We start from the raw sequence: 24,461 nt of genomic DNA on the forward strand, positions 1-24,461 counted from the left end.
TCGCACATGTCTAACGCAACAACCGGCTGGGGTTGGGCGACTACACAACATGAGCCTTGTCCAGCTTGGTAGGCATACCGTGGCGATTGGCTGCATCGCGTTAACAGTCGCGTGTAGCGCACCATCGTCTCCTTCACCTATGACGGTCACGGCCACAACGACTTCTGCAGCGCAGCAAAACGAGCCGTCGCGCACGGTCTCGATGCCAGTACCAACAGTTGTCCCGGACTCTGTCTTGCACAAGTTCGGTCGCCGAATATTGGCAATGGAAGAACTTATCACCCGTTGTGCGCGCAAGCCCGATCCGCTGGTGAGCGGGTGGGACTGCGCAGCACCAAACATAGAGTTCCAAAAGCTCTTTGAGCGGATCGTCGCTTTCATTGAGACCCGTCCCGACCGAGAAAAGTACGCCGACGTGATTGATTCCGCGACTTCCGCACTCCAGGAATTCGATGTTATGCGCCGTAATCCGTCATGCAGAAAAATTCTTCTCAGAGTAGAAGACGAGAGGGAAATTGGCGACTGCGGGAGCTGGTGGAGAATCGGCGATAGATGGTCAGATGTGAAGGAATTCCTCTTTGAGCTTGATACAGCTTAAGAGGCCCGGCGACTTAAAGAGAACGTTCTCACGGAAGTAAGAACCTTCGCTTGGAAAGTAGGTAGTTGACTTGGGTATAAAGCACGAGAGTCAGTCAGATCCTTCACTGGGGAAAGAGATCCCTGCTGGTACGCCAGTAAGAATCATTCAGCACGCTGAGCATGCGCAATTCGGCACGATCTCTTATGAAATCCGACGGCTGTGGTATCTCCATTTTTTGATGGCGCGTAGCGGCTACAGCGAGTTGGCGAAGCTTCACAAGAAGGTTTTGGATCGCCCGGTCGAATCGAGTAACGCGCGCAGCCTGGAGGGTGCAGACGAACCGGACTTAGTCTTTTTGGTTTACGGTGCGGGTACCCAGATGCTGCTGAACACCGTGCTGACTATGCAACACTTCTGCCAGGAGATTGAGTCAAGACTGCAGTTCAAAATTTCCGGTAACACGCTTTCAGAACGAATACGCGAAGCTTTCGATAGCGCAGAGATAACGTCGGTGTCAGCGGCAGGAGAAGGTTATGATGCCTTGCAGGAAATAATATATAGACGCGATGCTGTCGAGCACCCGAAGCTGAACAATGTATTCAATTCGCATCCAAACAACTGGGACCAAGTTCCGTTGAATTGGTTGTTAACGGAACGATCCCTCCGATCGTTTGAGCGATGGTTTCGGTGGTTCAAAAATGCTGCCGACGAGTGGGGTGGGCATCGAGTAAATGATCCGATGGTGGTAACGTTAACAGTTTCTAGGGGAATGAAATCGACAAGACAGGCAAAGAAGCCACCGAAAGAATAGGGTGCAGAAACTTCTAGCGAACAGAAGTCTAAAGCGAATCCGCCGACCGGTAGGGCGGTGCTTTCATGGAGGGCCCGCCTCGCTGCGGCGGCGTGCGGAGCCAGTGTTTCGGCCTGCCGGTTCAATGATTTCATGCACACGGGCCTACGATCCGTGGCCGTGGAACCTGACGTGAAGATCGCACTAGTGTTGGACGAAATCCGTGCAGCCGCCGAAGCCCGCGACACCCGGGCACGCGACGACGCCGTTATTCGCGCACTTGACCTAGGAGCCACACAGCTACAGTGCGCCAAAGCATCCGTAGTCACCACGGAACGAATCCGCCAGCTCAGACGAGCCGCAGGACGCTAGCAGACGAGAGAGGAAAGCAGAGGCCATGAGCTACAGCGGCCGAAACGCCTGGGATGCCTGCTGGGAGCTGGACGCCGACGAGCGCAAGCCAGTGTTCGTAGGCACCCTCATCCGCGACACGACGCCGTACGTCGCGATCAGGGTAGGCACCACCGGGATACCCGCCGTGATCAGTCCTGACGACGCACAGACCCTCCGCGCTCACCTCCAGGCCGCGATCGACGAGGCAGAAGTGTCGCAGCAGTTAGCCGCACGCCGTGACCGCGCCCGCCGCGATGCCCTGCAACGGGTCCGTGACTGCTCAGCCGCTGACGACTCGGCTGGGAGAGACGCGGCTATCACCGCCGCCATCGACGCTGAGGCGACGTTCAGCGACGCCGCCGAAGCGGCCGGACTGGACTCGGACGAGGTGCGGCAGATTTGGCGGACCCAGGTCGACGCCGAGCAATCCACGTAGCGTTCACCGTCCCCATCGCTGATGAAGCACATCGGCTCGCTCTCCGATGAGTCGCATCCGGACGTCGCGCTCGGTCTCGTCGTGGTGGGCATCGTTCGCCGTGGCTTGGCCATGCCATTTGCGGTAATAGAGGCCGACTTCGCTAATGAAGTGTCCGACGCTGACGGAGCTGGCCGCGAGGAGTAGTCCGGTGTCTTCTGAGGCGGGTATGCCCATCCATCCGCCGAGAGTGACGAGTAGGTCTCGGTCGATGCAGATGGTCGTGGGATGGACTGGCAGGCGATAGTTGTTCTCGCGCCAATGGCGCAGGACCTTGCCGGGTTCTAGCCGCCCTTCGGCTGGGTCGGCATCGAAACCGACGGTGGAGCCGTCCGGTAGCAGGTCAAGCACGCGGGAGGTAGTCCAGCGAATCTCCGGGTCGCGCTGGAATGCTTCAATGTCTCGGGCGAGCGCTCCTGGCGTGAGTACGTCGTCGGCGTCCAGGTTCTTTACGAGCGTGCCGCGCGACCGTCCTAACGCGAGGTTTCGTGTGAGCGCAACGCCGCCACGACGGCCGGAGCCGAACTTGATTTGCGGATCGTTCGGCAGAATCTGGTGGGCAACGCGCGTTTCTCCGTCCTCCTGGACGACCCACTCCCATTCCCACCCGTTCGGCAGCGTTTGCGACTTCAAGGATTCGTATGCTTCGCGAAGATGTTCCGCGACTGGCTGGTACACGGGTGTGATGACGGAGAGCAGCGGCATGGTTCAGTCGTCCCAGCGGGTGAGCTGGGTCGTGTAGACCGCCACGGTTCGGTCACCGGGCAACACGACGTCGGACACCTCAACGACGTCACCGGTAGTCGCTACGGAGATTTTCCGTAGTGCGATCACTGCCGTGCCCGCGCTCAACTCAAGTTGCTGTGCTTCGTCCACGGTCGGCGGTCGTGCGGTGAGCTCTTCACGGATGTGGTCGAGTTCGATTCCGATGGTGTAGAGCTGGTGCTGCGTTCCGCCTGGCCACGGTTCGTTGTCTGCCAAGAGCAGGTCAGGGTTGCGCGCTGCGACGTCGTGCACGATGTAGGAGTCGATGAGGCTCAATGGGGCGTCTTCGGTCTTGAGCCTGGTCCGATAGACGCGGTGCAGCAGCTTGGTGCCTTCCGAAACGTCGAATACGGCGGCCAAGTCCGCATTAGCGAACACCGAGTCGTACGCGGCGTAGAACTCCAGCGCCGACATGTCGCGGCCGGTGTCGCGCTCAGTCGCGCCAGTCGTGCGGCGTTCTTCGTCGCTGAGCTTCACACGGTCTTTTTCCCACTGGTAGCGCTCAGCTGTCCGCTGCACCTTCGCCCGAGGCTTGCGAACGAACGTTCCTCGCCCGTGCTGCCGCTGAACTAGCCCTTCCGCTTCCAGCACACCGACCGCATGCCGGATCGTCGGTGCGCTCACCTTGTAGTGCGTTTTGAGTGCGTCTTCGGTGGGGATGCGATCCCCTGGCAAGTGTTCCCCGGCGCGGATTTTCGCACGTAGATCGTCCGCGATCCGCTCGTATTGCTTGGCCAACTTGTGCACCACCGTCCGTGTTTGCTGCTGTGAATCCATCCTATCTCCTTAAGAGGACTTGACAACCTCAGGACCTCCCGGGCAAGGTGTGACCTCAGCAAGTCATTAAGAGGACTTGAGGACATAAGGACGAACGGGAGAGCGATGAAGTTCGTACGGATCACGGACCCGCTGGCCGTCGAGGTGGTGGCGGCGGTGTCGGACGAGACGGTTTCCGCTGTTGAGAGGGAGGAAGCGATGGCTGCTGAGGTGGCTGAGATTGATCGGTTGATTGACGACGTGGACCGCGAGTTGGCCGCGCAGGAGCGCACCGAGGCGGTGCGGGTGTCGCGGGCGTTCACCGACGTGCGGCAGGTGCGGCGTGCTCGCCGTCGCGCGGATCGTGTGGCGCTGCGGACGCTGCCGGGCCGCGTGGACGTTTCGGCTGCCGGGGAGGTGGCGGCCTGATGTCGCTGTATGGAAGCGAGGTTGTCGGAGCGCATTGGCCGATGGACGGCCCGCACACCCCGGAACGGATCGAGGCGGCCGGGGTGGCGCTGGAGGAGCTGGCGCGTTATCTCAATCACGCCACGATGCCGCGCAAGAGCCTGTTGACCGACGCTCCGCGCGGGGCGGGGCTGCTGGGCTCGCTGGCCACGGCCGCGCGTCGACAGGTGCAGCTCTGCCGTCAGCTGGAAGCTATGGCGCACCGAGTGGCCGGTGATCCGACGGTGCGCCACGACCGCGACCGCGACGACGCCGAGCGTTCCCGGCTGTTGGCCGTGTCTGCGGCTGAGGAAGCCGAGGGAGAGCTGGGCTTCGCCGCCGAGTTCACCGCAGAGCTGGCCCAGTGCCTCGACGGCGCGCAGCGCCAGATGGCCAGCCTCTTCCACGCGCGTCCGGGTGGTGGTCTGCCATGAGCGCATCGACGCTGTGCGAGCTGGGCCGACTGCACTGGACCCGACCGGCCGCTGACGCGCCCGCCGTGGTGGTGGCTGAGTGGTACGAGCGCAAAGCCACCGTGCTGGAACACCTCGCCACCGAGGGCGCCGGCAACGCGGCGCGGCTGGCCGTCGAGGCGCACGCCCATGCCGCCCGGCTGCTGGCCGCCGAGGGGGTGGCCGCGTGATGAGCCGTATTGCACACGTGACCCTGCCCGCCGCGCACTACCTCGCCGCGCATGGCCCGGAATGGGTGTGGCGTGGGGTGTTCGGCGACGACACCACCCGGCTGACTGGTGTCCCGGCCGGACAGGACGCACCGGCCTGTGTGGCGCTGTACGTGTGCGAGGACATCGACCCCCGCCACGGGGTCACCGCCTACCTCGACCCCGCCGACGCCCACGACGTCGCCGGAGCGGTCCTCGCCGCCGCCCACGCAGCCACCAGCAATGACCCCGGCTCGGCGGGCCGAACAGCCAAGAACGACCCCACCGAGCCAGGTCTCCCCGGTTCATCTGAGCACTCGACGGGAAGACGCCCGACGGTACGCGCAAACAACACTTTCGTAGGGGGCCGTCTGGGTGTCCGTTGTCGCCTCACTCGCCGCGACCGGGTGAGCTACACACCCCGCGAACTCAACCGGCTCATCACCAGCGTCACGGCCCGCGAAATCGCCGGGCGACTGCGCCAGCGGGCCGACTGGCATCGCGAAGCCGCCCACACCGTCCGCGCGCACCACCCGGACGTCGCCGGGTGGCACCGCGACGAAGCCGCCGCCCTCGACGCGCTCGCCAACCACGAGGAGGTTCAGCGATGAGCATTCGAGCGATCCGACCCGGTGGCCGACCGCGCAGCGGCCCGGAACTCACCCTGCCCCCGGCGTGGGTGTCCGAGGCGTTGTGCGCGCAAACCGACCCGGAAGCGTTCTTCCCGGAGAAGGGCGGCACGGCCGAGCCCGCGCGGCGCACCTGCGCGCGGTGTCCCGTGCTGGCCCAGTGCCGCGACTACGCGCTGACCAACGCCGAGCACTACGGCGTGTGGGGCGGGTTGACCGACAACGACCGCCGCCGCATCCGCAGTCAGGGCCGCCGCACCGGCACCCCCGCCACCGAGCTGGGGAGGGAAGCCGCGTGAGCACCTTCGACGTCCTCGAACACCACGGCGCGTGGCGGCTGGCCGCATTCCTCGGATGCGTGGCTGTGTTCCTGCTGCTGCACCTCGCCCGGTGGCCGTTCCGCCTCATCGAACGCGCGCTGCTTGCCGTGCAACGCGGCCTAGATGCGCGTATCACCACCGCCCTGACACCGCCCGCTGCCCGTCCGTTCCACACCACCGCGACCGCCTGAACGCCTGGAGGCCGTAGATGAACACCGAATCCGAGGACAGGACCGACACCGCGCGATCGGGGCCGTTGAACCGTGTCGCCTCGGCGCTGGCCTGGTACACCCCGGAACTCACCGGGGCGGCCGTATCGGCGGGAGCCGCCGCGACCGTGTGGGCACCCCTCGGCGCGATCAGTGCCGCGCTGGGCGCGTGGATCGCGACCGATCAGGTCAACGCCGCCCGCGCACGCCGCCACGCACGCCGCGAGGTCGAATACCGCGCCCAGCGTGCCCAGCTCGACCCCGCCGAGGACCACGACGGCGAGGACGACGGCGCGCAGGACGACGCTCGCGCTGACGACGGGGTGAGCGTTTCCGGGCCCGCCGCCGATGAGCGGGCCGAGCGGCCCGGCTGGGAGGTGGCCGGATGAGTACGCGCACCCGTAACGGTCACGATGCCTGGACCCTGCTCGGCGTTGGCGTGGTCGCGCTGGCCGCCGCCGTGTTGTCGTTCTCGTCGTTGCAGGACTTGGCGGAGCGCGCCGGGTACACGCCGAAGTTGGCCGCGCTGCTGCCGCTGGCCATCGACGCCCAAGCCGTCGTGGCCACCCGGGCGTGGCTGGCCACGAACACACCAGTACGGGCACGCGGCTACGCCCGCACCCTCGCGTTGGCCGCCGTGGCCGGGTCGGTGGCGGGCAACGCCGGACAGCACGCGATGGCCGCCGCGCACGCGGTCACGCCGTGGTGGGTCGTGGTCGCCATCGCCTCGGTGCCACCCGTGGCACTCGCCGCGACCGCGCACCTCGCCGCCCTCCTGGCCACCCACCGCCCGGCGGATGAGCACACGGCACGCGCACCGGAACCGAGCACGACCGACGTCGGTGAGCGCGCAACCGAACCGCACAGTGAGCGCGTCACCGAGCGGCCGGACGACGCTCGCCCAAGCGACCCCGTGAGCGCTCGCACCACCGCGCACCACACCGACGCGGTGAGCGCTCAGCAGGCCACGCAACCGTCGCGCACCACGGCGCGCACCAAGTCGCGTGCGAAGCGCTCACCGAAGGGCCAGGCGCGCGCTCGCGCACTGTTCGACCGGCACGCCGAAGCGGGCACCGTCGATCAGCTCACCGGCTCCGACATCGCCACCGCGGGCAACGTCTCAGCGGCAACCGGCCGCCGGTGGCTCGCGGCCTGGCGCAGCGACCACGACGCCGACCGTCCGCAGCTCGCCGTGGTCGGTGAGAGCGCCACGTAACCCCAGCGGCCGGGTGGCCGCCGACCGGCACCCGTGGCCTCGACGGCTACCCGGCACCCATACCCGCCGCGCAGCACTTCGCAGAGGGAGACAGCACCAGCATGGACACCCACAACTACGAGAGCCACGACACCGAGCACGGCAGGGTGGTGTATCTGCCGAACGCCACCACCGACGCTGACGCGGAGGTGATCGACGCTGAGATTGTGGACGACACCCCCACCGACACCACTACCGGTGAGCGGGCTGGTGAGCGCGCGGCCGAGCGTTCACCGGGCACTGAACTGGAGGACGTTCGGGCGCGCACCGTGTTCGGGCATCGCAGGCTCATTTCGGTGGAGCGGCGTGATCGGATGGCCGACGGCGCGGTGGTGCTCACCGAGCGCGCCACCCCGGTCGTGAAGACCGGCAGCAAGGCGTTGGTGCGCAACACGGTGCACGTCGCCCAAGGTGTGATCGTGGTCGCGAAGCGGTGGCGTGACGCGCACGGCAGTACGCGGTATGAGCGGCAGATGCGCGCCGCCGAGGCCGCTGGCGATCAGGAAGCGTTGCGCTACTGGCAAGAGGCCGCCGTCGCGGAGAAGCAGGCCCGCCATTCGCGGGTGATGGACTGGATCCGCTCCCCGATCGAGCTGGCGAAAGCGTTCGCCATCGGTGTCGCTGGGGTGTGCGGGTTCCTGCTCGCGGTCGGCATCGTGCTGGCCGTCGCTGACGGTGATGCGGGCATGATCCTGGCCCCGATCGGGCTGGTGATCGACACGGTGCGGTGGCTGTGGTGGTTCGGCGCCGCCTACGGGTTCCTGCTGTTCAACGCCGCCCTCGCCGCTCTCGTGATCTACCTGTGGCACGAGGGCAAACACCACGCGAGCTGGACACCCGCGTGGTTGACCGGCAGCAGCGACGACAACACCGGCGAGTCCGTACTGGTGACGCCGGGTGGGATCGTCGCGGCGCTGCAACACCTCGGCATCGCGCCGCTCAACCGGGCGTTCAAAGACGGCTGGACACCGAGGTTTCACCTGTCGCCGACCCGGGAGGGTCAGGGCGCGTTCAAGGGCTTCCGGGCGATTTTTGACCTGCCGATGGGGGTCACGCCGAACATGATCAGCGACAAGGGCGACGTGCTCGCCGCCAACCTGAGCAGGAATCCGGTGGAGGTGTGGCCCTCGGACTACGGCAAGGAACAGGGCGGACGTCCGGGGTGTGTGAACCTCTACGTCGCCGACGCCGGGGTGATGGACAAACCGACACCGGAATATCCGCTGCTGCACACCGGCACCGCAGACGTGTTCGCGGGTGTGCCGATGGGCATCACCCAGCGCGGCGACCAAGTGGCGTTCCCGCTGGTCGGCTCTAACGTGGTGTTCGGTGGGCAGCCGGGGCAGGGCAAGTCGAACGCGGGGCGGGTGATGATGCTCGGCGCGGCCCTGGACCCGCTCGCGGAGCTGCGGGTGCACGTGTTCGCCCTCAACGGCGACTTCGACGTCTACGCACCACGGTTGTCCCGGTATGAGAAGGGCGCAAGCAGCGAGCACGTCGAGGCAGCGGTGGCGCACCTGCATGAGCTGTACGAGGAAGTCACCCGCCGCGAAGGCCGATTGGCTGAGATTGGGGCGAAGAAGCTCACCCGCCCCATCGCGGACAAGCACCCGGACATGCGCCCGCTCATCGTGGTGTTCTCCGAGTGCCACGAGCTGTTCGGGCACGCCGAGCACGGTAAGGAAGCCGCCGAGCTGGCCATCAACGTCGTCAAGCGTGGCCGCAAAACCGGGGTCGTGACCGGCTACGACACCCAGTCCTCACGCACCGACGCCATCCCCAGCCAACTGGTCGAAAACGTCGGTCTCAACGGGTGTTTCAGCGTCAAGACCTGGCGCAGCAACGACGGGTTCCTCGGCGACGGCAGCTTCGCGGCCGGTATCCGGGCGACCGAGCTTCGGTTCAACATCGACCGGGGCACCATGGTCGTCACCGGGGCCACCGACGAGCTGTTCGAAATCTGCCGCACCTACTTCATCGACGTCGACGACGACGCCGGATGGGACCAAGCCGCCGACGTCATCACCCGCGCCATGCACGCACTCGCCCCCGGCACCCCCGTCGAGGGCGACCGACCCCAGCGGCAGATCGAACAGGACCGCGACCTGCTCGAAGACCTCGACGCCGTGCTCGGTGACGAACCCGTCCCGGCCGCCGACGTACCCGCCCTGCTCGCACGCCACGCGCCCGGCTGGGCACCGTATCGCCGGTTGACCGGCAAAGCACTCCGCCAGCAACTCCACGCCGACTACGGCATCAAAGTCCCGTCCACCGGCAACCGCTGGCCCGTCGATCCGCTCACCGTGCGTGACGTTCTCGCGCGGCAGGCGACCGCCGACCTCGACACCGACACATGACACCGCGCAGCCACGAGTTAACCGACCGCAACCCATCGAACACCCCGAAAACCGGGCCGAACAGCACACCCGACAGGCACAAGCTAACTCGCCTCACTGGCTAACTCGTCGCAGCGCAGCAGCACAGTGACCCCACCGACGATCGGAAGTTAGAAACCTAACTCGATCCCGGCGACCTAACCCGCCCGCGAACTCCACCAACCACCACCCACGCGGCAGCCACACCCGCCGCCGCGACGACACCCCCTACCCAAAAACAGCTACCCACAGTGACCAGGAAGGTACCCGATGGATCGCCAGTTGAAGCGCGCGAGGATCGCGCACCACGAGGCCGCCCACGCCGTCATCGGACGGGCAGTTGGGCTCACCGTCACCAAAGTCCGCCGCTATTCGGTCGGTCTCGGCCCGTTCGACCCCGAGCTGGCCACCGAAGAACTCCAGTTCCTGTTCGCCGGGATGTACGCCGACGTCCGCCTGCTGACCGAGCACGGCTACCCGCGTGCCAAAGCGCTGCGCATGGCCAAACCACCAGCAGGGCACGACCTGCGGGCAGCGCGTTCCCTCGTGCGCTCAATGCGCAAGGACTACCAAACCCGGCTCAACCTGAAGCGCGCCGAGCGCGACGCCGCCCGCCTCGTGGACCGCCACTGGGCATCGATCACCCGCATGGCCAACAAACACCTCTGACACCCGCCACGGGAGGAAACCCCATGCGCCCTATCGCAACCGATATTGAACGCCAGTTCGTCGGCACGCTGCTGTGGCTGCCGACCCACCAAGCCCGCACGGTGCTGGCAGGGATGCGCGCCGACGACCTCGCCACCCCGATGCCCGCCGACGTACTCCAGATCGTGATCGAGCTGGTGGCGGCTGGGCACGACCCGGCTCCGGTGGCGGTGTTCTCCCACGCCGTCATCACCGGCCGCGCACCCGGCGAGACTCGGCGCGGCTGGCTAGGCAAGTGGCTGGCCGACACCTACACCGCTTGCCAAGCCACCACACCGGCCCACGCGCAGCACCTCAAGGCGGTGGTGCTGGAGGCGGCGTGGCGACGCGCCATCGCCGAGCACGCCGCCCGACTCGCCCAGGCCGCCAGGGACAGCGCCACCGACGTGCTGGCCGCGCTGGCGGACGACACCAGCCGTATCGACGCGCTGTGGGCGCGCTACCGGACTGCCCTCGACCCGACCGACGCCAATGCCCGTGTGTTGAAGGAGGTTGCGTGATGAGTGAGCCCGCGCGCCCGCTGCGCGCCGTACCCACACCGCCCGCCAGCTCGGCGGGCTGGGAGGAACCGATCCCGCTGTCAGCGGTGCGGCACCTCCCAGGCTTTCCCACTGATGCGTTGCCGCGCTGGCTGGGCCAGCAGGTCGAGGCGGTGGCCGAGGCCACGCAGACCCCGCCCGATCTGGCCGGGTGCGTCGGGCTGGCCGCGCTCTCGACGGCCGCCGCCGGTCGCGCCGTCGTGCGAGTCCGGCAGGGCTGGGTGGAGCCGGTCAACCTCTACACCGTCGTGGTGATGGAACCCTCGGCGCGCAAGTCGCCGGTGTTCTCCGCGATGATCCGCCCCATCTACGCCCTCGAACGCGCCCTGCGCGACGACGCGAAGGAGGCGATCGAACAAGCCAAGGTGCAACGTCGCGCCGCCGACTCGCTCGCCGAGCGCGCGGAGAAGGCCGCGCACGCCACCGAGGGCGACGAGCGCGATGCCGCGCTGGCCGAGGCCGTCGATGCGGCGATCGAGGCCGCCCGCATCGACATCCCGGCCGAGCCGAAGCTGGTGGTGGACGACATCACCCCCGAGCAGGTCGGCACCGTGCTGGCCGACCAGGGCGGCCGGTTGGCCATCCTCTCCGACGAGGGCGGCATCTTCGCCATCATCGCCGGGCGCTACTCCGGCCACGCCAACACCAACGTGTTCCTCAAGGGCTACTCCGGCACCCAACTGCGGGTCGATCGGCAGGGACGGCGCGGTGAACTCGTGGAAGCCCCGGCGCTCACGCTCGGGTTGACGGTGCAGCCCGCCGTCATCGACGAGTTGGGCGACACGGCGATGCTGCGCGGCTCCGGGTTCCTCGCCCGCATCCTCTACGCCCAACCGCAAAGCCTGGCCGGATACCGCAAAGCCCGCCCCGAGCCGGTGCCGCGTGAGGTGGCCGAGCTGTACGACGCCCGGTTGCACACCATCGCCCACACCCTCATCGGCTGGACCGACCAGCCCGCCGAACTCGCCTTCGCTGGCGAGGCCGACGACCTCATGGCCGAACTCCAGAGCGAGCTGGAAACCCGCCTGCACCCGGAGACCGGGGCGTGGGCGCACATCGGGGACTGGGGCGGCAAATTCCACGGCCAAGTCGCGCGCCTCGCCGGGCTGCTGCACATAGCCGCCCATCCGCACAACCCGTGGGAACACCCCGTCACCGCCGAGACCGTGGCCAGCGCGTGGCGCATCGGGGACTACTACGCCGCACACGCGCTGGCGACGTTCGACCACATGGGAGCCGACGCCAGCCTCGACGCCGCCCGCCGCGTGCTCGCCTGGATCGACCAGCAGCGCCCCGCCCGCTTCACCAAGCGCGATGCGTTCAACGGCACCCGAGGCCCCGTCATCCGCCGCGCCAGCGACCTCGACCCCGCCCTGACGCTGCTGGAAGACCACGGCCACATCGCCCACCAGCCCCCGCCCGAACGACCGCCCGGCGCGCGAGGCCGTAAGCCCAGCCCGACCTACTGGACCCATCCCACCTACCGGCAGGAGGCCCCGTGAACGCCCGCAGAATTCGCACAATACGCAGAAACCCACGCCAATCCGTGTTTCCGCAGGTCAAACCGCACGCGCGACGCGGCGGGTCCGTGCACACAGAATTCCGCAGAATTCCCGCACAAATACCCGACACCCACCCACACCGCCCCGGACGACGGCGCGCACCACCCGACACCGAGGGAAGCCAGGCCCTCCCCGAGCGGGCCACGACACAAGGATGGCCCGACTCCCCACCCCGCTTGTCGCGTCGACCAGCCACCCGGTTACCGACACCGCCCGCGACCACCGCCCGATCGGCGCGGCACGGCCCGCGACAGCAGCCCGAGCCAATTGTGCGGGAATTCTGCGGAATTCTGCGTAACCCACCTCAAGATCACAGACACCTCCTGTGACCAGCACAAAGACCGGACACCGCCGAATTCTGCGCATTGTGCGAATTCTGCGAGCCCACAGCCACCCCACCCCGGAAGGAGCGACCCCATGCCACACCACCCCAGCCACCACGCCCCCAGCACCAAGGAGCACACAGGCCGATGGCTACCCACCGCCGCCACGTCACCATCACGCAGTTCTGTGAAGACCTAGGAATCTCCCGTCGCACCTTTTACGAATGGCGCAGCAAGAAGCGCGCCCCGCGCTGTATCAAGCTTCCGAACGGGGAGTTGCGCATACGAAAAACGGACCTGGATGACTGGTTGGAGTCTTGTTATGAGGGGGTGGCCTGATAGTGCACGGCTATGATGTGAAGATTTGGAAAATCCAGACCAGGTATAAGACTAATGACAAAGGCCAAAAGGTGCCCGCGCGGCATATCGTGCGGTGGTCTGTTGACGGAGAACGATTTGAACCCAGCTTTCGCAGCTTTGCCCAAGCCGACAGCTTCCGTTCAGAATTACAGACAGCGGCGCGACGTGGGGAGCAATTCAACCTGGAAACTGGGTTGCCGATTTCTCACGCGAAGAAAGCGCACGCGACGCCCTGGTACGAATTCGCGTGTTCCTACGCGGATATGAAGTGGGATGAAAGTTCCCCGAAATACAGGTCCGGTATTGCCGACTCGCTTATCGCGATCACTCTTGCCATGCTGAAAGCTGGCGGCGACGAACGACCCTCGACAAGCGTTGTATCGCGGGCATTGCGCCGGGCGTTCAACAAAAATCTCCGCGAGCAGCCGATGCAGGACGAACAAGCGCGGGCACTGCGGTGGATTGCGCGAAGCACGCGGGATGTCGAGGAACTCGCCAAGTTGGACGTGCTCCGCGCTGTTCTGGCTGAGTTGGACAAGAAAAGGAACGGTGAACGCGCTGCGCGCGACACGATACGGTTGCGACGTATTGCGTTTGGTAACGCGCTGGACTACGCCGTGGAAAAAGAGCTTCTTGATAGCAACCCGATGAGAGAGATAAAGACTAGGAAGCAAAAAACGACACACAGGCAGGTTGACCGGAGAAGTGTCGTTAACCCCGTGCAAGGTCGCACACTCCTGCTTACCGTACGAGAGACGAGACCGTTCCTGTACGCATTTTTCGCGTTGCTTTATTACGCAGGATTACGTCCCGAAGAAGCCGCGAATATTCGCAAAACAAACTTTTCCCTGCCTGATGAGGGGTGGGGAGAAATCCATCTGGAAAAGGCGTCTCCAGAAGTAGGTGCCGCGTGGACAACCAACGGCGAACGCTATGAGGAACGAGAGTTGAAACATCGGGCAGAGGATGAGGGTCGCACGGTGCCGTGTTCAGACGAACTGACCGCGATTCTTCATTGGCACCTGGAGAAGTTCGGCACCACTCGGGATGGGCGCCTGTTCTGGGGCGAACGCGGCGGGGAGCAGCTCGGCGGCACCGTGTACGCGCGGGCCTGGCGGCGCACGCGAAAGTTGACGTTCACACCGGAGGTCGTAGATTCCCCGCTTGCCAAGCGGCCGTACGACTTGCGTCACGCCGCTGTGTCCACGTGGCTGAACGCGACCGGTGACCCGGTACGAGTCGCTGAGTGGGCCGGGCACAGCGTGAACGTACTTCTTCGCGACTACGCCAAGTGCCTCGACGGGGAGGAACAGCGAGCGCGGGAGCGTTTGGCGCGACGGCTCAAGGGCAGGTGATCAAGGGTCGCTGTGGGCCATTTGTGGGCAGCCGCCGACGCAAAGGGCCCACAGCGGCACTGTTCTCGCAGGTCAGAAGGCATTTTCTGAACTGGAAAGCCGCTCTCTACGGATCAGAAGGTTGGGGGTTCGAATCCCTCGGGGCGCGCTTAAACTCCCAGGTCACAAGCCTGGGAGTTTTCTTTGGATGTTGCCTACTGGCGCCACGTCCAACATTCGTCCAACACCGGCAATCCGGCCGAATTTGATCACGCTGCGGCATCAGAGCCACAGTTGCGTCGAGCTGTTCACTGGTCTCCATCTGGCCAACCGTCCGATCGTCGTACCTGCCCCGATCGTGGCCCAGGTCGGGTACCTGCTGGAGCGCTACGGCGGGCCACGAGCCGAGTCCCAGTACCTTCGCTCGATGGCCGAGGGCGACTTCGTGTCGATGGAGTTGACCAAGGCTGACTACGCACGGATGGCCGACCTCGTTGATCAGTACGCCGACTTCCCGTTAGGGACGAGCGATGCATCCGTCGTCGCGCTTGCCGAGCGACTGGACGAACCAGAGGTTGCGACGCTCGACCTTCGGCACTTCTCCGTTGTCCGGCCGAAGCACGTGCGTGCTCTGACGCTGCTTCCTGAGTCGCCAAGAAGCCGCCAATAATCAACCGCAAACGACCTCGAAGGGTCTTTAACGACAATTCTGGCGACAACGATCAGCGACACCGGTGATCATCGTTGTCGTTCAGCCGTGGAAACGTTGGCCGTTCACGTCGCTTCCGCTTGGGCGAGCAGATCCGCCTCACCGCGTACATACGGCTCGACATCGGCGATTCGAACCAATTCGACGGCGTCGAGGCTAATGCGGTGTGCACGGAGGAGGACCGCGCACCCGTCAAGGTCGGCCTGTGCCGCCCAGCAATCGGCTTCCCGAAACCAGGCGAACTCAACAGGCAGGCCGTCGACTGTGATGGTGACGGAAGACCACGCCGGGTCAGGTCGTGCCCACAGCATCTGCATCCAATCGCCCGCTGTCGACTGACCGCGACCTTCTTCTGTCTCCATCCAGAGCCACTCGGCGAGGTCTCGACGACGCGTCGCCGGGTCACTGTCGTCGGCCATAGTTTCAACGTGCAGATACTCACCGTCTGCGTCAGTCGGGTCACCGTGTCCAAGCCCCAAAGCCTCGACCTGGAAGGGCATGTCGACGCCCCATCCGGACGCGGAGGAAGCCAGGTGACGCAGACCTTGCCACGACGGCGGCAGCCCGTATAGCGGAAACGGGGCATTCCGGAACAAATCTGCCTGTTGCCGCAAAGTACGCGCTCGAGCCCTACGTGGACTCAACTCCCGCAACAACCGGGTGCCAAGGTCGCGGCGCTGCGGGTTGCCCCAAAACGCCGTGGACAAGAAGAACAAGGCCACGGCTACGACCGCGAGCAACGCGACGAGCCACCATGGCCAGCCGAATGCGATCTGCGCGGCTACACCAAGGCTGGATCCGAGAACGGCGGCCGCGATGTAGATCCATGGCGAGGGATGTATGCGACGCGCACCGAGAATGATACGAATCAGTCGTACAGGCAGCAGGTGTCGACGCCCCGCTGCCAGCGGAATCTGTTCGTACTCCCCGTGTCCCCTGCTAGCCATGTAAACACTCTGCCACTCATTCAAACTCCGACACGGACACGATAGGCGGCAAGGAAGGATCATGTTCGTCGACAAGTTGACGCCGGTGGGGACCGCTGCGACGATCCGCGAATGCGGCATCATCGGATATTCGCGGCGCTCTACGACAAGATGATTGGCCTGTGCGAGCGCGCTGGCTTCCGCGATGCTCGCGCCGACTTGCTCGGCCAGGCGCATGGGCGAGTGCTGGAGATTGGTGCTGGCACCGGCCTGAATCTCAGCCACTACACCGCGGACGTCGATGATCTCGTGCTGCTCGAACCCGACCGATTCATGGCAGCACGGCTACGTGACCGGATAGCTGCGGATCCGTCGTTGCCAGCGTCCGTCACGGTGATTAACGAGCCCGCCGAACACCTGCCGTTCGACGACGAAAGCTTCGACTGTGTCGTCTCGACGTTGGTGCTGTGCACCGTGGACGACCCTGAGCAGACGGTCGCGGAGGTGGCGCGGGTTTTGCGCCCTGGCGGGCGATTGCTTTGCTTGGAGCACGTCCGCAGTTCGTCGAGTGAACGGCTCGCGCGCTGGCAGGATCGGCTTGACCTGCCCTGGGGTTGGTTCGCGGGTGGCTGTCATCCCAATCGCGACACCGCCCGAATACTGCGCGCGTCTCGCCTCGACGTCGAAAGCCTCGATCACGGCGAGATGCCGAAGGAGATCGGTCCGCTGATCCGCCCGATGATCTCTGGCGCGGTGACCAAGGCGTAGCGATCCGGATGGGCGAGCAGCGGGCGCCCGCCATTTGCTGGCGGGAATGTCGCGCTGGGTCCGGCATCAAGACGCGTGCGCCACCGGATCGTTGCCCCTGACCTTGCTCCAGGACAGCGCGATGGGCACCGCGACGATCACGCCGACGATCCCCGCGACGGCGATCGCGTTGGCGGTGCCGGTGATGTCGGCGAGTGCACCAGCGGCGAGCGCGCCGAGTCCCTGCACCGTGATCAAACCGGTCGAGTTCAGTCCGGAGCACTGCGCCCTCGATCTGTCCGGCAACCTGCGGACGAAGGAGACAGTGCCCTGGATGTTGTACCCGGTCGCCAGCATCCCGGACAGCGCGAACAGCACAAGCGCCGCGATCAGCCCGGGTTGTAGCACGACCAGCGCCAGCGGTACCCCAGCCAGGATGCCGAGCACACCGATGACCCGCACCTGCATCGACTCCGGAACCCAGCGCCCGAACACGACGGCGCCGATGACGCTGCCGAACGGATCGGCCGCCATGAGCAGTCCGACGGCCAGCGCACCTGCCCCGATGTCGCCCGCGAGTGGTGCCGCGAGCGCCTCGGCCACGACGTAGAAACCGGCAAGCCAGTTCAGGGCGACCAACGTGCGCAGCGCCGGATCGCGCCACACGATCCGCGCGCCAGCCGCGGTCGACGCCAGAAAAGACGGCTTGTCCTCGCCGGTCACCGCGACCTTGCGTTGGCGAACCAGTAGCAGCAACAACGCGGAGACGACGAAGGTTCCCGCGTTGACGGCGAGCCCTGTCGCCGGACTTGCGGCGCCGACGAGCAACCCGCCGCCCGCGAACCCAACAAGCTGGCCCGCCTGGCTGGTCATGTTCCTGATGGCCATGCCGACCATGTACTGCTTGCCCTCGAGCACGTCTGGCAGCAGCGCCTGCTGCGCCGCCTTGAACGGACCGTTGAGCAGCGTCATGGCCGCCACAAGCACGCACAGCAACCACAGTGGAGTTCCTGGGACGATCATCAGCCCGACGAGCACCGCACGCCCGACGTCTGTCGCGATCATGACGTCCCTGCGCGGGTAACGGTCACCGAGCCCGGCGAACAAGACACCGCCGAGCATGGCTGGCACGAACGTCAACGCGTAGGTCAGTCCTGTCAGTGCGGCTGACGACGTCTGGTCGTAGACGAGAACCGTGAGAGCGACCCGCGCGATCTGGTCGCCGATGACCGAGAACAGCTCGGCGAGCCACATCGTCCTGAACTCGCCAATCCGCAGCACCGACCTAAAAGTCACGCGCTCCGACGCGCCCGTGACATCAGCGGTCATACGGCCCTGCCAAGCGGCTGTGCTGCGGTATTCATCCCACTTAGGATGCCAGTCGCGGTGTTTCCATGCCGAGGTCTCCCACCCGAACGGCGCCACGCCGCTCGGCATGGAAACAGTGATCACGATACCGATGTGCGATGGTGAGGATGTCGCGAGCGTGGCGGCATCCCGGTGGGCGGCACCGGAAAGCGCATGGTGGATGCGCGTTCGCCCGCTGGCTGGCGAGGTCGTGGCGAGGCGAGTGAGGTGATCAGATGCGTACGCGTCCTAGCGTGGTGGCCTTCGATGTCGTAGAGACCTTGATGGCGCTGGAGCCGTTGGCGTCTCGCTTCGCTGACATCGGTTTGTCCGAAACGACCCTGCGCCGTTGGTTCGATCGACTCATCCGGGACGGCATGGCGCTGACGCTCGCCGGCGACTATCTGCCGTTCCCAGAGTTGGCCAGCGAGGCGCTCCATGGCATCAGCGAGCGTGATCTCGACGAGGCTTCGGTGCGCCATGTGCTCGAGGGATTCGCCGAGTTGCCCGCGCATCCCGACGCCGAACCCGCAATGCGCGAGCTGGCGGACGCGGGAGTCGAGATGGTGTGCTTGAGCAACGGCGCCGCGCGAACGACCGATGACTTCGTCGCCCGCACGGGACTTGATCCCTATATCTCTCAGGTCATCAGCGTGGCCGAGGTGGAACGGTGGAAACCCGCGCGCGAGGTGTACGAGCACGCGTTGCACCGGATTGGCGCGCCCGCCGACAGGGTCGCGCTGGTCGCCGTCCATGCTTGGGACTGCCACGGCGCCAGCAAGGTCGGCCTGACGACGGGTTGGGCGAGCAGACTCGAGCGTGTCCACCCGCGCGCGTTCGCCCAACCGGACGTCACTGGCACCGATCTCGTCGACGTCGCGAGGGGATTGCTCGCGCTGCCACAGTCCTGAGTCTTACTCGCGCTCTCAGCGATGTGATTCATATCAAAGATCAACTCTGGCGGCGTGTTCGCTGGTGTGGTTGACCGTTTTCGCCCGATCCTTGCGTGCCGCACTGTCACCGCGAGGAGGGGAACCCCACGATGATGGGTCGCACGCACGCGCTCACCGGCTGGTGTGCCGGACTTGGTCTGGCTCCTTTCGTCGGTGCCGGTACGTTGCATGAGGCCGTCGTTTTCGCTGCGGTAACAGCGGGTTTCGCCCTTCTGCCCGATTTGGACCATCCTGGTGCGACGGCGTCGAAGTTGCTCGGACCGGTCACCCGTGGATTGTCCTGGCTGCTGCGACGCGGGTCATCCGCGCTGTACGCGCTTACCAAGGGACCCAGGGACGAGAACCACACCGGCACGCACCGGCACATGACGCACACCGTCGCGTTCGCGGCCGCGCTCGGTGGGCTCACCGCGCTTGGCACGGAGACCGCTGGTCCATACGCTGTCGCGGCGGTAGTGATCTTCGCCCTGTTGCTCGCGGAGAACGCCCTCGGCGACTGGCTGCTCCCTGTCGCCGGTTCCGCCGTCGTGTTGTGGGCGTTGTCCAGCCCCTCGGCGTTCGACGACCTGGCGCAGCTATCCGGGTGGCTCGGGATCGCTGTCGCTGTTGGTTGCGTAGTGCACTGTCTGGGTGACGCGCTCACCGAATCGGGGTGTCCATTCCTGTGGCCACTGCCGATCGCTGGCGAGACGTGGTACGAGATTCGACCACCCGCCGTGCTGCGGTTCCGCACCGGCAAGCGTGCGGAGAACATGCTGCTGTTCCCGGTGTTCTCAGTGCTTGCCGTCTTGCTGTTGCCCGGGGTGTTCGATCTTGTCGCCGAGCACGTGGATGCGGTGGCGACCGCGATGCGTGATTGACAGGGACACGACTACGTCAACCGCCGTACTCATGCTGAGTCGTTTGGGTGAGAAACGCGGCGATGTCAAGCCCGGATGAGGCCCCAACGTTTACGAGGTGCACACGTTTCCCTACCCTAAGGATCGATCACTGTCAGGCGCGCGAGGCGAGCGAGGTAACCGGTGTCCAGCGTTGTACCCGAGTCCCAGCGTGTCCCCGTCGGTGTCGATCCCAACCGGGCGAGCATCGCCCGGGTTTACGACGCGTTTCTCGGGGGCAAAGACAACTACGAGATTGACAGGCAAGTTCGCGACCGGGTGCTTGAGGTCGCCCCGGAAGCGGTCGACTTGGCGGTCGAGAACCGCCACTTTCTCATCCGGGCCTGCCGGTTCCTCGCGCACGCCGTGGGGATCACGCAGTTCCTCGACTGCGGCTCCGGCCTGCCGACGGCGGAGAACGTGCACCAGGTGGTGCAGCGCATCAACCCGGATGCCACGGTCATCTATGTCGATAACGATCCGGTGGTCGAAAAGCACGGTAAGGCGTTGCTGGAGGACAACAACAACACGCATTTCATCGCGGCGGACATTTACAAGCCGGACGAAGTGCTCAACCACGACGTCGTGCGGAAACACATCGACTTCACGCAACCGATCGCGTTCCTGCAGGTCGGCACTCTGCACCACTTCGTAGGTGATGCGGATGGCCCGGCGCAGATCATGCGTAACTACATCGACGCGTTCGCTTCCGGCTCCTACGTCGTCATCAGCCACTTCTTCGACCCGGAGAACGAGCGTTCCGAGGTTGCCAGGAAGATGGAGGAGATCTTCACGCACAGCCCGATGGGCTCCGGGTCGTTCCGCACCCAGGCTGAGCTGAGCAATCTGACCGAGGGCCTTGAGCTGATGGATCCCGGCTGGGAGCGCTGCGCGTTGTGGTGGCCGGACGGCCCGCTGATCGGGCCGCTCACCGTTGGTCAGGAGTGCATCGCGGGCGCGGTCGGCCGCAAGCCGTAAGACAGGGAGCAGCGCTGTAACGACGAGGTGGCGACACACCTAAGCCGCGCGCGACCCTGACAACGACACCGGCCGTCCGCCGATCTCGGGCGGACGGCCGGTGTCGTTGTTACTCCGTCAGGCCCGCCTTGCGTAGCGCGTCGGCCATCGCGCCCTGCGGCGCTGGCTTGCCACGGCCTCGGTCCTGGCCGCCACGCTGACCGCCCTTGCCGCCCTGCTTGCCACGTCCCTGCGGCTGGCCACCGCTCTTACCGCGCTCGGCACGCCGCTTGCCTGGCTCGTCGTCCAGGCGCTTCGTCAGCGAGATCCGCTTCCGCTCGACGTCGACCTCGAGCACCTTCACCTTGACGACGTCGCCGGACTTCACCACGTCGCGCGGGTCATTGACGAACTTGTCCGACAGCGCCGAGATGTGCACGAGGCCGTCCTGGTGCACACCGACGTCGACGAACGCGCCGAACGCGGCGACGTTGGTGACCACACCTTCGAGGACCATGCCCGGCTTGAGGTCGCCGATCTTTTCGACGCCCTCGGCGAAGCGGGCGGTCTCGAACTTCGGCCTCGGGTCGCGGCCGGGCTTCTCCAGCTCGTGCAGGATGTCGGTGACGGTCGGCAGCCCGAACTGGTCGTCGGTGAAGCGGTTCGCGTCGAGCTTCCGCAGCGTGGCGGTGTCGCCGATGAGCGAGCCGATGTCGGTGCCAGCGGCGTCGATGATCCGGTGCACCACCGGGTACGCCTCGGGGTGGACGCTGGAGGCGTCGAGCGGGTTGTCGCCGCCGGAGATCCGGAGGAAGCCCGCGCACTGCTCGAACGCCTTCGGCCCGAGCCTCGGCACCTTCTGCAGCGCCTCGCGGGTGGCGAACCGGCCGACGTCGTCCCGATGGGCGACGATGCTCTCCGCCAACGACGACCCGATGCCGGACACGCGCGCGAGCAGCGGTGCGGACGCCGTGTTGACGTCGACGCCGACGGCGTTCACGCAGTCCTCGACCACGGCGTCCAGCGAGCGGGACAGCGACTGTTCCGGCAGGTCGTGCTGGTACTGGCCGACACCGATGGACTTCGGTTCGATCTTGACCAGCTCGGCGAGCGGGTCTTGGAGCCTGCGTGCGATGGAGACCGCGCCGCGCAGTGAGACGTCCAGCGACGGCAGTTCCTTGGCGGCGAACGCCGACGCCGAGTACACCGACGCGCCAGCCTCGGACACCGTGGTCTTGGCGAGCTTCAGCTCGGGGTGCTTCTTCAACAGGTCCCCGGCGAGCTTGTCGGTCTCGCGGGAGGCGGTGCCGTTGCCGATCGCGATCAGCTCGACATTGTGCTTCGCCGCGAGTGCGGCCAACGTCGCGAGCGACTGGTCCCACTGCTGCTGTGGCTGGTGCGGGTAGATGGTGGCGGTGTCGACCAGCTTGCCGGTGGCGTCGACGACAGCTACCTTCACGCCGGTGCGGTAGCCGGGGTCGAGGCCCATGGTGGCTCGGGTGCCCGCTGGCGCGGCGAGTAGCAGGTCGCGCAGGTTGGCCGCGAACACCCGGACGGCCTCGTCCTCTGCGGCCTGCCGCAGCCGCATCCGCAGGTCGATGCCGAGGTGGAGCTGGATTTTGGTACGCCACGCCCAGCGGACGACACCGGACAGCCAGGCGTCGGCGGGCCTGCCCTGGTTGTCGACGCCGAACCGGGCGGCGATGCGCTGTTCGTAGTCGCTCGGGCCGCTCTGTGGCTCGTCGGTCGGCTCGTCCGGCGTCATGGTGAGGTCGAGGATCTCCTCCTTCTCGCCCCGGAACAGCGCCAGGATGCGGTGCGACGGCAGCTTGGTGTAGGGCTCGGAGAAGTCGAAGTAGTCGGAGAACTTCGCGCCTTCTTGTTCCTTCCCCTCGCGCACCTTGGACGCGAGGTGGCCGCGCTGCCACATCCGTTCCCGCAGCTCACCGATGAGGTCGGCGTCTTCGGCGAAGCGCTCGACCAGGATGGCCCGCGCACCGTCGAGCGCCGCCTTGGTGTCCGCGACGCCCCTCTCGGCATCTACATAGGACTGCGCGGTGGTCTCTGGGTCCTGCGACGGGTCGGTGAGCAGGGTGTCCGCGAGCGGTTCGAGGCCAGCCTCGCGGGCGATCTGTGCCTTGGTGCGTCGTTTCGGCTTGTAGGGCAGGTAGATGTCCTCAAGGCGTGCCTTGGAGTCGGCTGCCCGGATAGTCGCTTCCAGCTCGTCGTCGAGCTTGCCCTGCTCGCGGATCGAGTCGAGGATCGTCTGGCGACGTTCCTCCATCTCGCGGAGGTAGCGCAGTCGCTCCTCAAGCGTGCGCAGTTGGGTGTCGTCGAGCGCGCCGGTCGCCTCCTTGCGGTAGCGGGCGATGAACGGCACGGTCGACCCGTTGTCGAGTAACTCGACCGCCGCGCTGACCTGGCGCGGCGTCACCCCCAGTTCGTCGGCGATGCGCTGGTCGATGGTCGGCTCAGTTGTTGCTGTCACGCTTGCCTTTCCGCCCGCTTCGAAACATCCGGCGCCATATTCTCACCGAGGGCCGACACTATCGCCAGATCGCCCCGTACTTGCTATTGACAGAGTGACAACAACTTGTGATGGTAGTGAGATGAACTACCAGGAGGTCCGCTACGACGTCGACGACCGGATCTGCACCATCACACTGCACCGGCCAGATGCGCGCAATGGCTACACCCTTCGAATGTCGGACGAGTTGGCGGACGCCTTCGCGCAGGCGGACGCCGATCCCGACGTGCGGGTCATCGTGCTCACCGGGTCGGGCGACGACTTCTGCGTCGGCGCGGACCTCTCCGGCGGGTCGCTGAACGCCTCGGAGGACGACGCGGGTGAGGGCTGGCAGGAACCGGCTGGCCGCTGCTCGCGGGCGATTTTCGAGAGCAGCAAGCCGGTGATCGCCGCGATCAAGGGAGCCGCCGTCGGGGCTGGCTCGACGATCATCCTTCCGGCTGACTACCGGATCGCGGCGACGAACTCGCGTTTCGGCTTCGTGTTCTCGCGGCGTGGTATCTACCCGGAGGGGGCGTCGGTGTGGTTCCTGCCGAGGCTGGTCGGTATGGGTGCCGCGCTGGACTGGATGATCAGCGGCAGGGTGTTCGGCGCGGACGAAGCACTGAGCGCGGGGATGCTCCATCAGGTGTATGAGGCGGGCGAGGTCCTGGACAAGGCGTACGAGCTGGCGCGCGAGCTGGTGACGAACACGGCTCCGGTGTCGGTCGCCGTGATCAGGCAGATGCTCTACCGGCTCTCGCCGTTGGAGTCGCCGGCACGGGTGCACGAAGTCGACTCGCGGCTCATCGCTGGCTGCGCGGGTAAACCAGACGCCCTCGAAGGGGTGATGTCGTTCCTGCAACGTAGGCCGCCGGAGTTCACCGGAAAGGTGCCGCAGGACATCCCTGACTGGCTGCCGTGGCGCGATGAGTCATCCCCTGGGAGCTGAGTACG

28 protein-coding genes are annotated in these 24,461 nt (G+C 65.9%); 23 read left to right on the forward strand and 5 right to left on the reverse strand.

All coding sequences use genetic code 11. The features are described from left to right. Positions 1 to 139 precede the first annotated feature (139 nt). From ACFQGD_RS02420 to ACFQGD_RS02430, 3 genes are all read left to right on the forward strand, one after another. Complete coding sequence (locus tag ACFQGD_RS02420; RefSeq protein WP_345406756.1) at positions 140 to 598, forward strand: hypothetical protein; 459 nt, start codon at positions 140 to 142, stop codon at positions 596 to 598. A gap of 70 nt (positions 599 to 668) precedes the next feature. Further along, positions 669 to 1,391, forward strand: a complete 723-nt coding sequence (locus tag ACFQGD_RS02425; protein WP_345406759.1) for a hypothetical protein — start codon at positions 669 to 671, stop codon at positions 1,389 to 1,391. A gap of 376 nt (positions 1,392 to 1,767) precedes the next feature. After that, positions 1,768 to 2,199 (forward strand): hypothetical protein, encoded by a 432-nt coding sequence (locus tag ACFQGD_RS02430; RefSeq protein ID WP_345406762.1) that lies wholly within the window; start codon positions 1,768 to 1,770, stop codon positions 2,197 to 2,199. Between the two features lie 3 nt (positions 2,200 to 2,202). On the opposite strand, the gene ACFQGD_RS02435 is transcribed toward ACFQGD_RS02430, so the two are convergent. Continuing rightward, on the reverse strand, positions 2,203 to 2,943 hold the full coding sequence (locus ACFQGD_RS02435; RefSeq protein WP_390183479.1) for a glycosyltransferase family 2 protein: 741 nt from the start codon (positions 2,941 to 2,943) through the stop codon (positions 2,203 to 2,205). A 3-nt stretch (positions 2,944 to 2,946) separates the two neighbouring features. After that, positions 2,947 to 3,780: a GntR family transcriptional regulator gene (locus ACFQGD_RS02440; protein ID WP_345406768.1), complete on the reverse strand. Its 834-nt coding sequence runs from the start codon at positions 3,778 to 3,780 to the stop codon at positions 2,947 to 2,949. Positions 3,781 to 3,885: 105 nt separating this feature from the next. Here ACFQGD_RS02440 and ACFQGD_RS02445 point away from each other — a divergent pair, with 105 nt between their 5' ends. The 15 genes from ACFQGD_RS02445 to ACFQGD_RS02515 all read left to right on the forward strand — a co-directional run bounded on the left by ACFQGD_RS02445 (position 3,886) and on the right by ACFQGD_RS02515 (position 15,151). Continuing rightward, on the forward strand, positions 3,886 to 4,188 hold the full coding sequence (locus ACFQGD_RS02445; protein WP_345406771.1) for a hypothetical protein: 303 nt from the start codon (positions 3,886 to 3,888) through the stop codon (positions 4,186 to 4,188). Continuing rightward, positions 4,188 to 4,640, forward strand: a complete 453-nt coding sequence (locus tag ACFQGD_RS02450; protein ID WP_345406774.1) for a zinc-binding metallopeptidase family protein — start codon at positions 4,188 to 4,190, stop codon at positions 4,638 to 4,640. Before ACFQGD_RS02445 ends, ACFQGD_RS02450 begins: the two co-directional genes overlap by 1 nt. Further along, a complete protein-coding gene (locus ACFQGD_RS02455) occupies positions 4,637 to 4,849 on the forward strand; it encodes a hypothetical protein (protein WP_345406777.1) in 213 nt (70 codons plus the stop codon). The genes ACFQGD_RS02450 and ACFQGD_RS02455 overlap by 4 nt, the downstream gene beginning before the upstream one ends. After that, positions 4,849 to 5,478 (forward strand): hypothetical protein, encoded by a 630-nt coding sequence (locus ACFQGD_RS02460; protein WP_345406780.1) that lies wholly within the window; start codon positions 4,849 to 4,851, stop codon positions 5,476 to 5,478. The genes ACFQGD_RS02455 and ACFQGD_RS02460 overlap by 1 nt, the downstream gene beginning before the upstream one ends. Further along, positions 5,475 to 5,795, forward strand: coding sequence for a WhiB family transcriptional regulator (locus ACFQGD_RS02465; RefSeq protein WP_345406783.1), 321 nt, complete (start codon positions 5,475 to 5,477; stop codon positions 5,793 to 5,795). Before ACFQGD_RS02460 ends, ACFQGD_RS02465 begins: the two co-directional genes overlap by 4 nt. After that, the gene (locus ACFQGD_RS02470; RefSeq protein WP_345406786.1) at positions 5,792 to 6,007 is read left to right on the forward strand and encodes a hypothetical protein; all 216 of its coding nucleotides are present in this window, start codon (positions 5,792 to 5,794) and stop codon (positions 6,005 to 6,007) included. Before ACFQGD_RS02465 ends, ACFQGD_RS02470 begins: the two co-directional genes overlap by 4 nt. Positions 6,008 to 6,024: 17 nt before the next feature. Then, positions 6,025 to 6,414 carry a hypothetical protein gene (locus tag ACFQGD_RS02475; RefSeq protein WP_345406789.1) on the forward strand — a complete coding sequence of 130 codons (390 nt, stop codon included), beginning with the start codon at positions 6,025 to 6,027 and terminating at the stop codon, positions 6,412 to 6,414. Beyond that, positions 6,411 to 7,241: a DUF2637 domain-containing protein gene (locus ACFQGD_RS02480; RefSeq protein ID WP_345406792.1), complete on the forward strand. Its 831-nt coding sequence runs from the start codon at positions 6,411 to 6,413 to the stop codon at positions 7,239 to 7,241. The genes ACFQGD_RS02475 and ACFQGD_RS02480 overlap by 4 nt, the downstream gene beginning before the upstream one ends. A gap of 101 nt (positions 7,242 to 7,342) precedes the next feature. Next, the gene (locus tag ACFQGD_RS02485) at positions 7,343 to 9,637 is read left to right on the forward strand and encodes a cell division protein FtsK (protein WP_345406795.1); all 2,295 of its coding nucleotides are present in this window, start codon (positions 7,343 to 7,345) and stop codon (positions 9,635 to 9,637) included. A gap of 288 nt (positions 9,638 to 9,925) precedes the next feature. Then, a complete protein-coding gene (locus ACFQGD_RS02490) occupies positions 9,926 to 10,324 on the forward strand; it encodes a hypothetical protein (RefSeq protein WP_345406797.1) in 399 nt (132 codons plus the stop codon). 23 nt (positions 10,325 to 10,347) lie between these two features. Then, a complete protein-coding gene (locus tag ACFQGD_RS02495; RefSeq protein WP_345406799.1) occupies positions 10,348 to 10,863 on the forward strand; it encodes a hypothetical protein in 516 nt (171 codons plus the stop codon). Further along, a complete protein-coding gene (locus tag ACFQGD_RS02500) occupies positions 10,863 to 12,404 on the forward strand; it encodes a YfjI family protein (RefSeq protein WP_345406801.1) in 1,542 nt (513 codons plus the stop codon). The genes ACFQGD_RS02495 and ACFQGD_RS02500 overlap by 1 nt, the downstream gene beginning before the upstream one ends. Before the next feature lie 530 nt (positions 12,405 to 12,934). Continuing rightward, a complete protein-coding gene (locus tag ACFQGD_RS02505; RefSeq protein ID WP_345406804.1) occupies positions 12,935 to 13,126 on the forward strand; it encodes a helix-turn-helix transcriptional regulator in 192 nt (63 codons plus the stop codon). 2 nt (positions 13,127 to 13,128) lie between these two features. Next, positions 13,129 to 14,502 carry a tyrosine-type recombinase/integrase gene (locus tag ACFQGD_RS02510; RefSeq protein ID WP_345406807.1) on the forward strand — a complete coding sequence of 458 codons (1,374 nt, stop codon included), beginning with the start codon at positions 13,129 to 13,131 and terminating at the stop codon, positions 14,500 to 14,502. Between the two features lie 187 nt (positions 14,503 to 14,689). After that, a complete protein-coding gene (locus tag ACFQGD_RS02515) occupies positions 14,690 to 15,151 on the forward strand; it encodes a type II toxin-antitoxin system VapC family toxin (protein WP_345406810.1) in 462 nt (153 codons plus the stop codon). 104 nt (positions 15,152 to 15,255) lie between these two features. Here the strand turns inward: ACFQGD_RS02515 and ACFQGD_RS02520 are convergent, their stop codons facing one another. After that, on the reverse strand, positions 15,256 to 15,690 hold the full coding sequence (locus ACFQGD_RS02520; RefSeq protein WP_390183477.1) for a hypothetical protein: 435 nt from the start codon (positions 15,688 to 15,690) through the stop codon (positions 15,256 to 15,258). Between the two features lie 558 nt (positions 15,691 to 16,248). Here ACFQGD_RS02520 and ACFQGD_RS02525 point away from each other — a divergent pair. Beyond that, positions 16,249 to 16,884, forward strand: coding sequence for a class I SAM-dependent methyltransferase (locus ACFQGD_RS02525; protein ID WP_345406816.1), 636 nt, complete (start codon positions 16,249 to 16,251; stop codon positions 16,882 to 16,884). 66 nt (positions 16,885 to 16,950) lie between these two features. Here ACFQGD_RS02525 and ACFQGD_RS02530 read toward each other — a convergent pair whose 3' ends face one another. Then, positions 16,951 to 18,315, reverse strand: coding sequence for an MFS transporter (locus ACFQGD_RS02530; RefSeq protein WP_390221003.1), 1,365 nt, complete (start codon positions 18,313 to 18,315; stop codon positions 16,951 to 16,953). Positions 18,316 to 18,446: 131 nt separating this feature from the next. On the opposite strand from ACFQGD_RS02530, the gene ACFQGD_RS02535 reads away from it, so the two are divergent. The 3 genes from ACFQGD_RS02535 (at position 18,447) to ACFQGD_RS02545 (ending at position 21,019) form a co-directional block, all read left to right on the forward strand. Continuing rightward, positions 18,447 to 19,121, forward strand: a complete 675-nt coding sequence (locus tag ACFQGD_RS02535; protein WP_345406822.1) for a haloacid dehalogenase type II — start codon at positions 18,447 to 18,449, stop codon at positions 19,119 to 19,121. A gap of 131 nt (positions 19,122 to 19,252) precedes the next feature. Beyond that, complete coding sequence (locus ACFQGD_RS02540) at positions 19,253 to 20,023, forward strand: metal-dependent hydrolase (RefSeq protein ID WP_345406825.1); 771 nt, start codon at positions 19,253 to 19,255, stop codon at positions 20,021 to 20,023. A gap of 162 nt (positions 20,024 to 20,185) precedes the next feature. After that, positions 20,186 to 21,019: an SAM-dependent methyltransferase gene (locus tag ACFQGD_RS02545; RefSeq protein ID WP_345406828.1), complete on the forward strand. Its 834-nt coding sequence runs from the start codon at positions 20,186 to 20,188 to the stop codon at positions 21,017 to 21,019. A gap of 109 nt (positions 21,020 to 21,128) precedes the next feature. Here ACFQGD_RS02545 and ACFQGD_RS02550 read toward each other — a convergent pair whose 3' ends face one another. Then, positions 21,129 to 23,486 (reverse strand): Tex family protein, encoded by a 2,358-nt coding sequence (locus ACFQGD_RS02550; RefSeq protein WP_345406831.1) that lies wholly within the window; start codon positions 23,484 to 23,486, stop codon positions 21,129 to 21,131. Between the two features lie 121 nt (positions 23,487 to 23,607). Between ACFQGD_RS02550 and ACFQGD_RS02555 the strand changes: the two genes are divergently transcribed. Then, positions 23,608 to 24,456 carry an enoyl-CoA hydratase-related protein gene (locus ACFQGD_RS02555; RefSeq protein WP_345406834.1) on the forward strand — a complete coding sequence of 283 codons (849 nt, stop codon included), beginning with the start codon at positions 23,608 to 23,610 and terminating at the stop codon, positions 24,454 to 24,456. Positions 24,457 to 24,461 lie beyond the last annotated feature (5 nt).

Source organism: Haloechinothrix salitolerans, from assembly GCF_042662605.1.
GTDB classification, from domain to species: domain Bacteria; phylum Actinomycetota; class Actinomycetes; order Mycobacteriales; family Pseudonocardiaceae; genus Haloechinothrix_A; species Haloechinothrix_A salitolerans.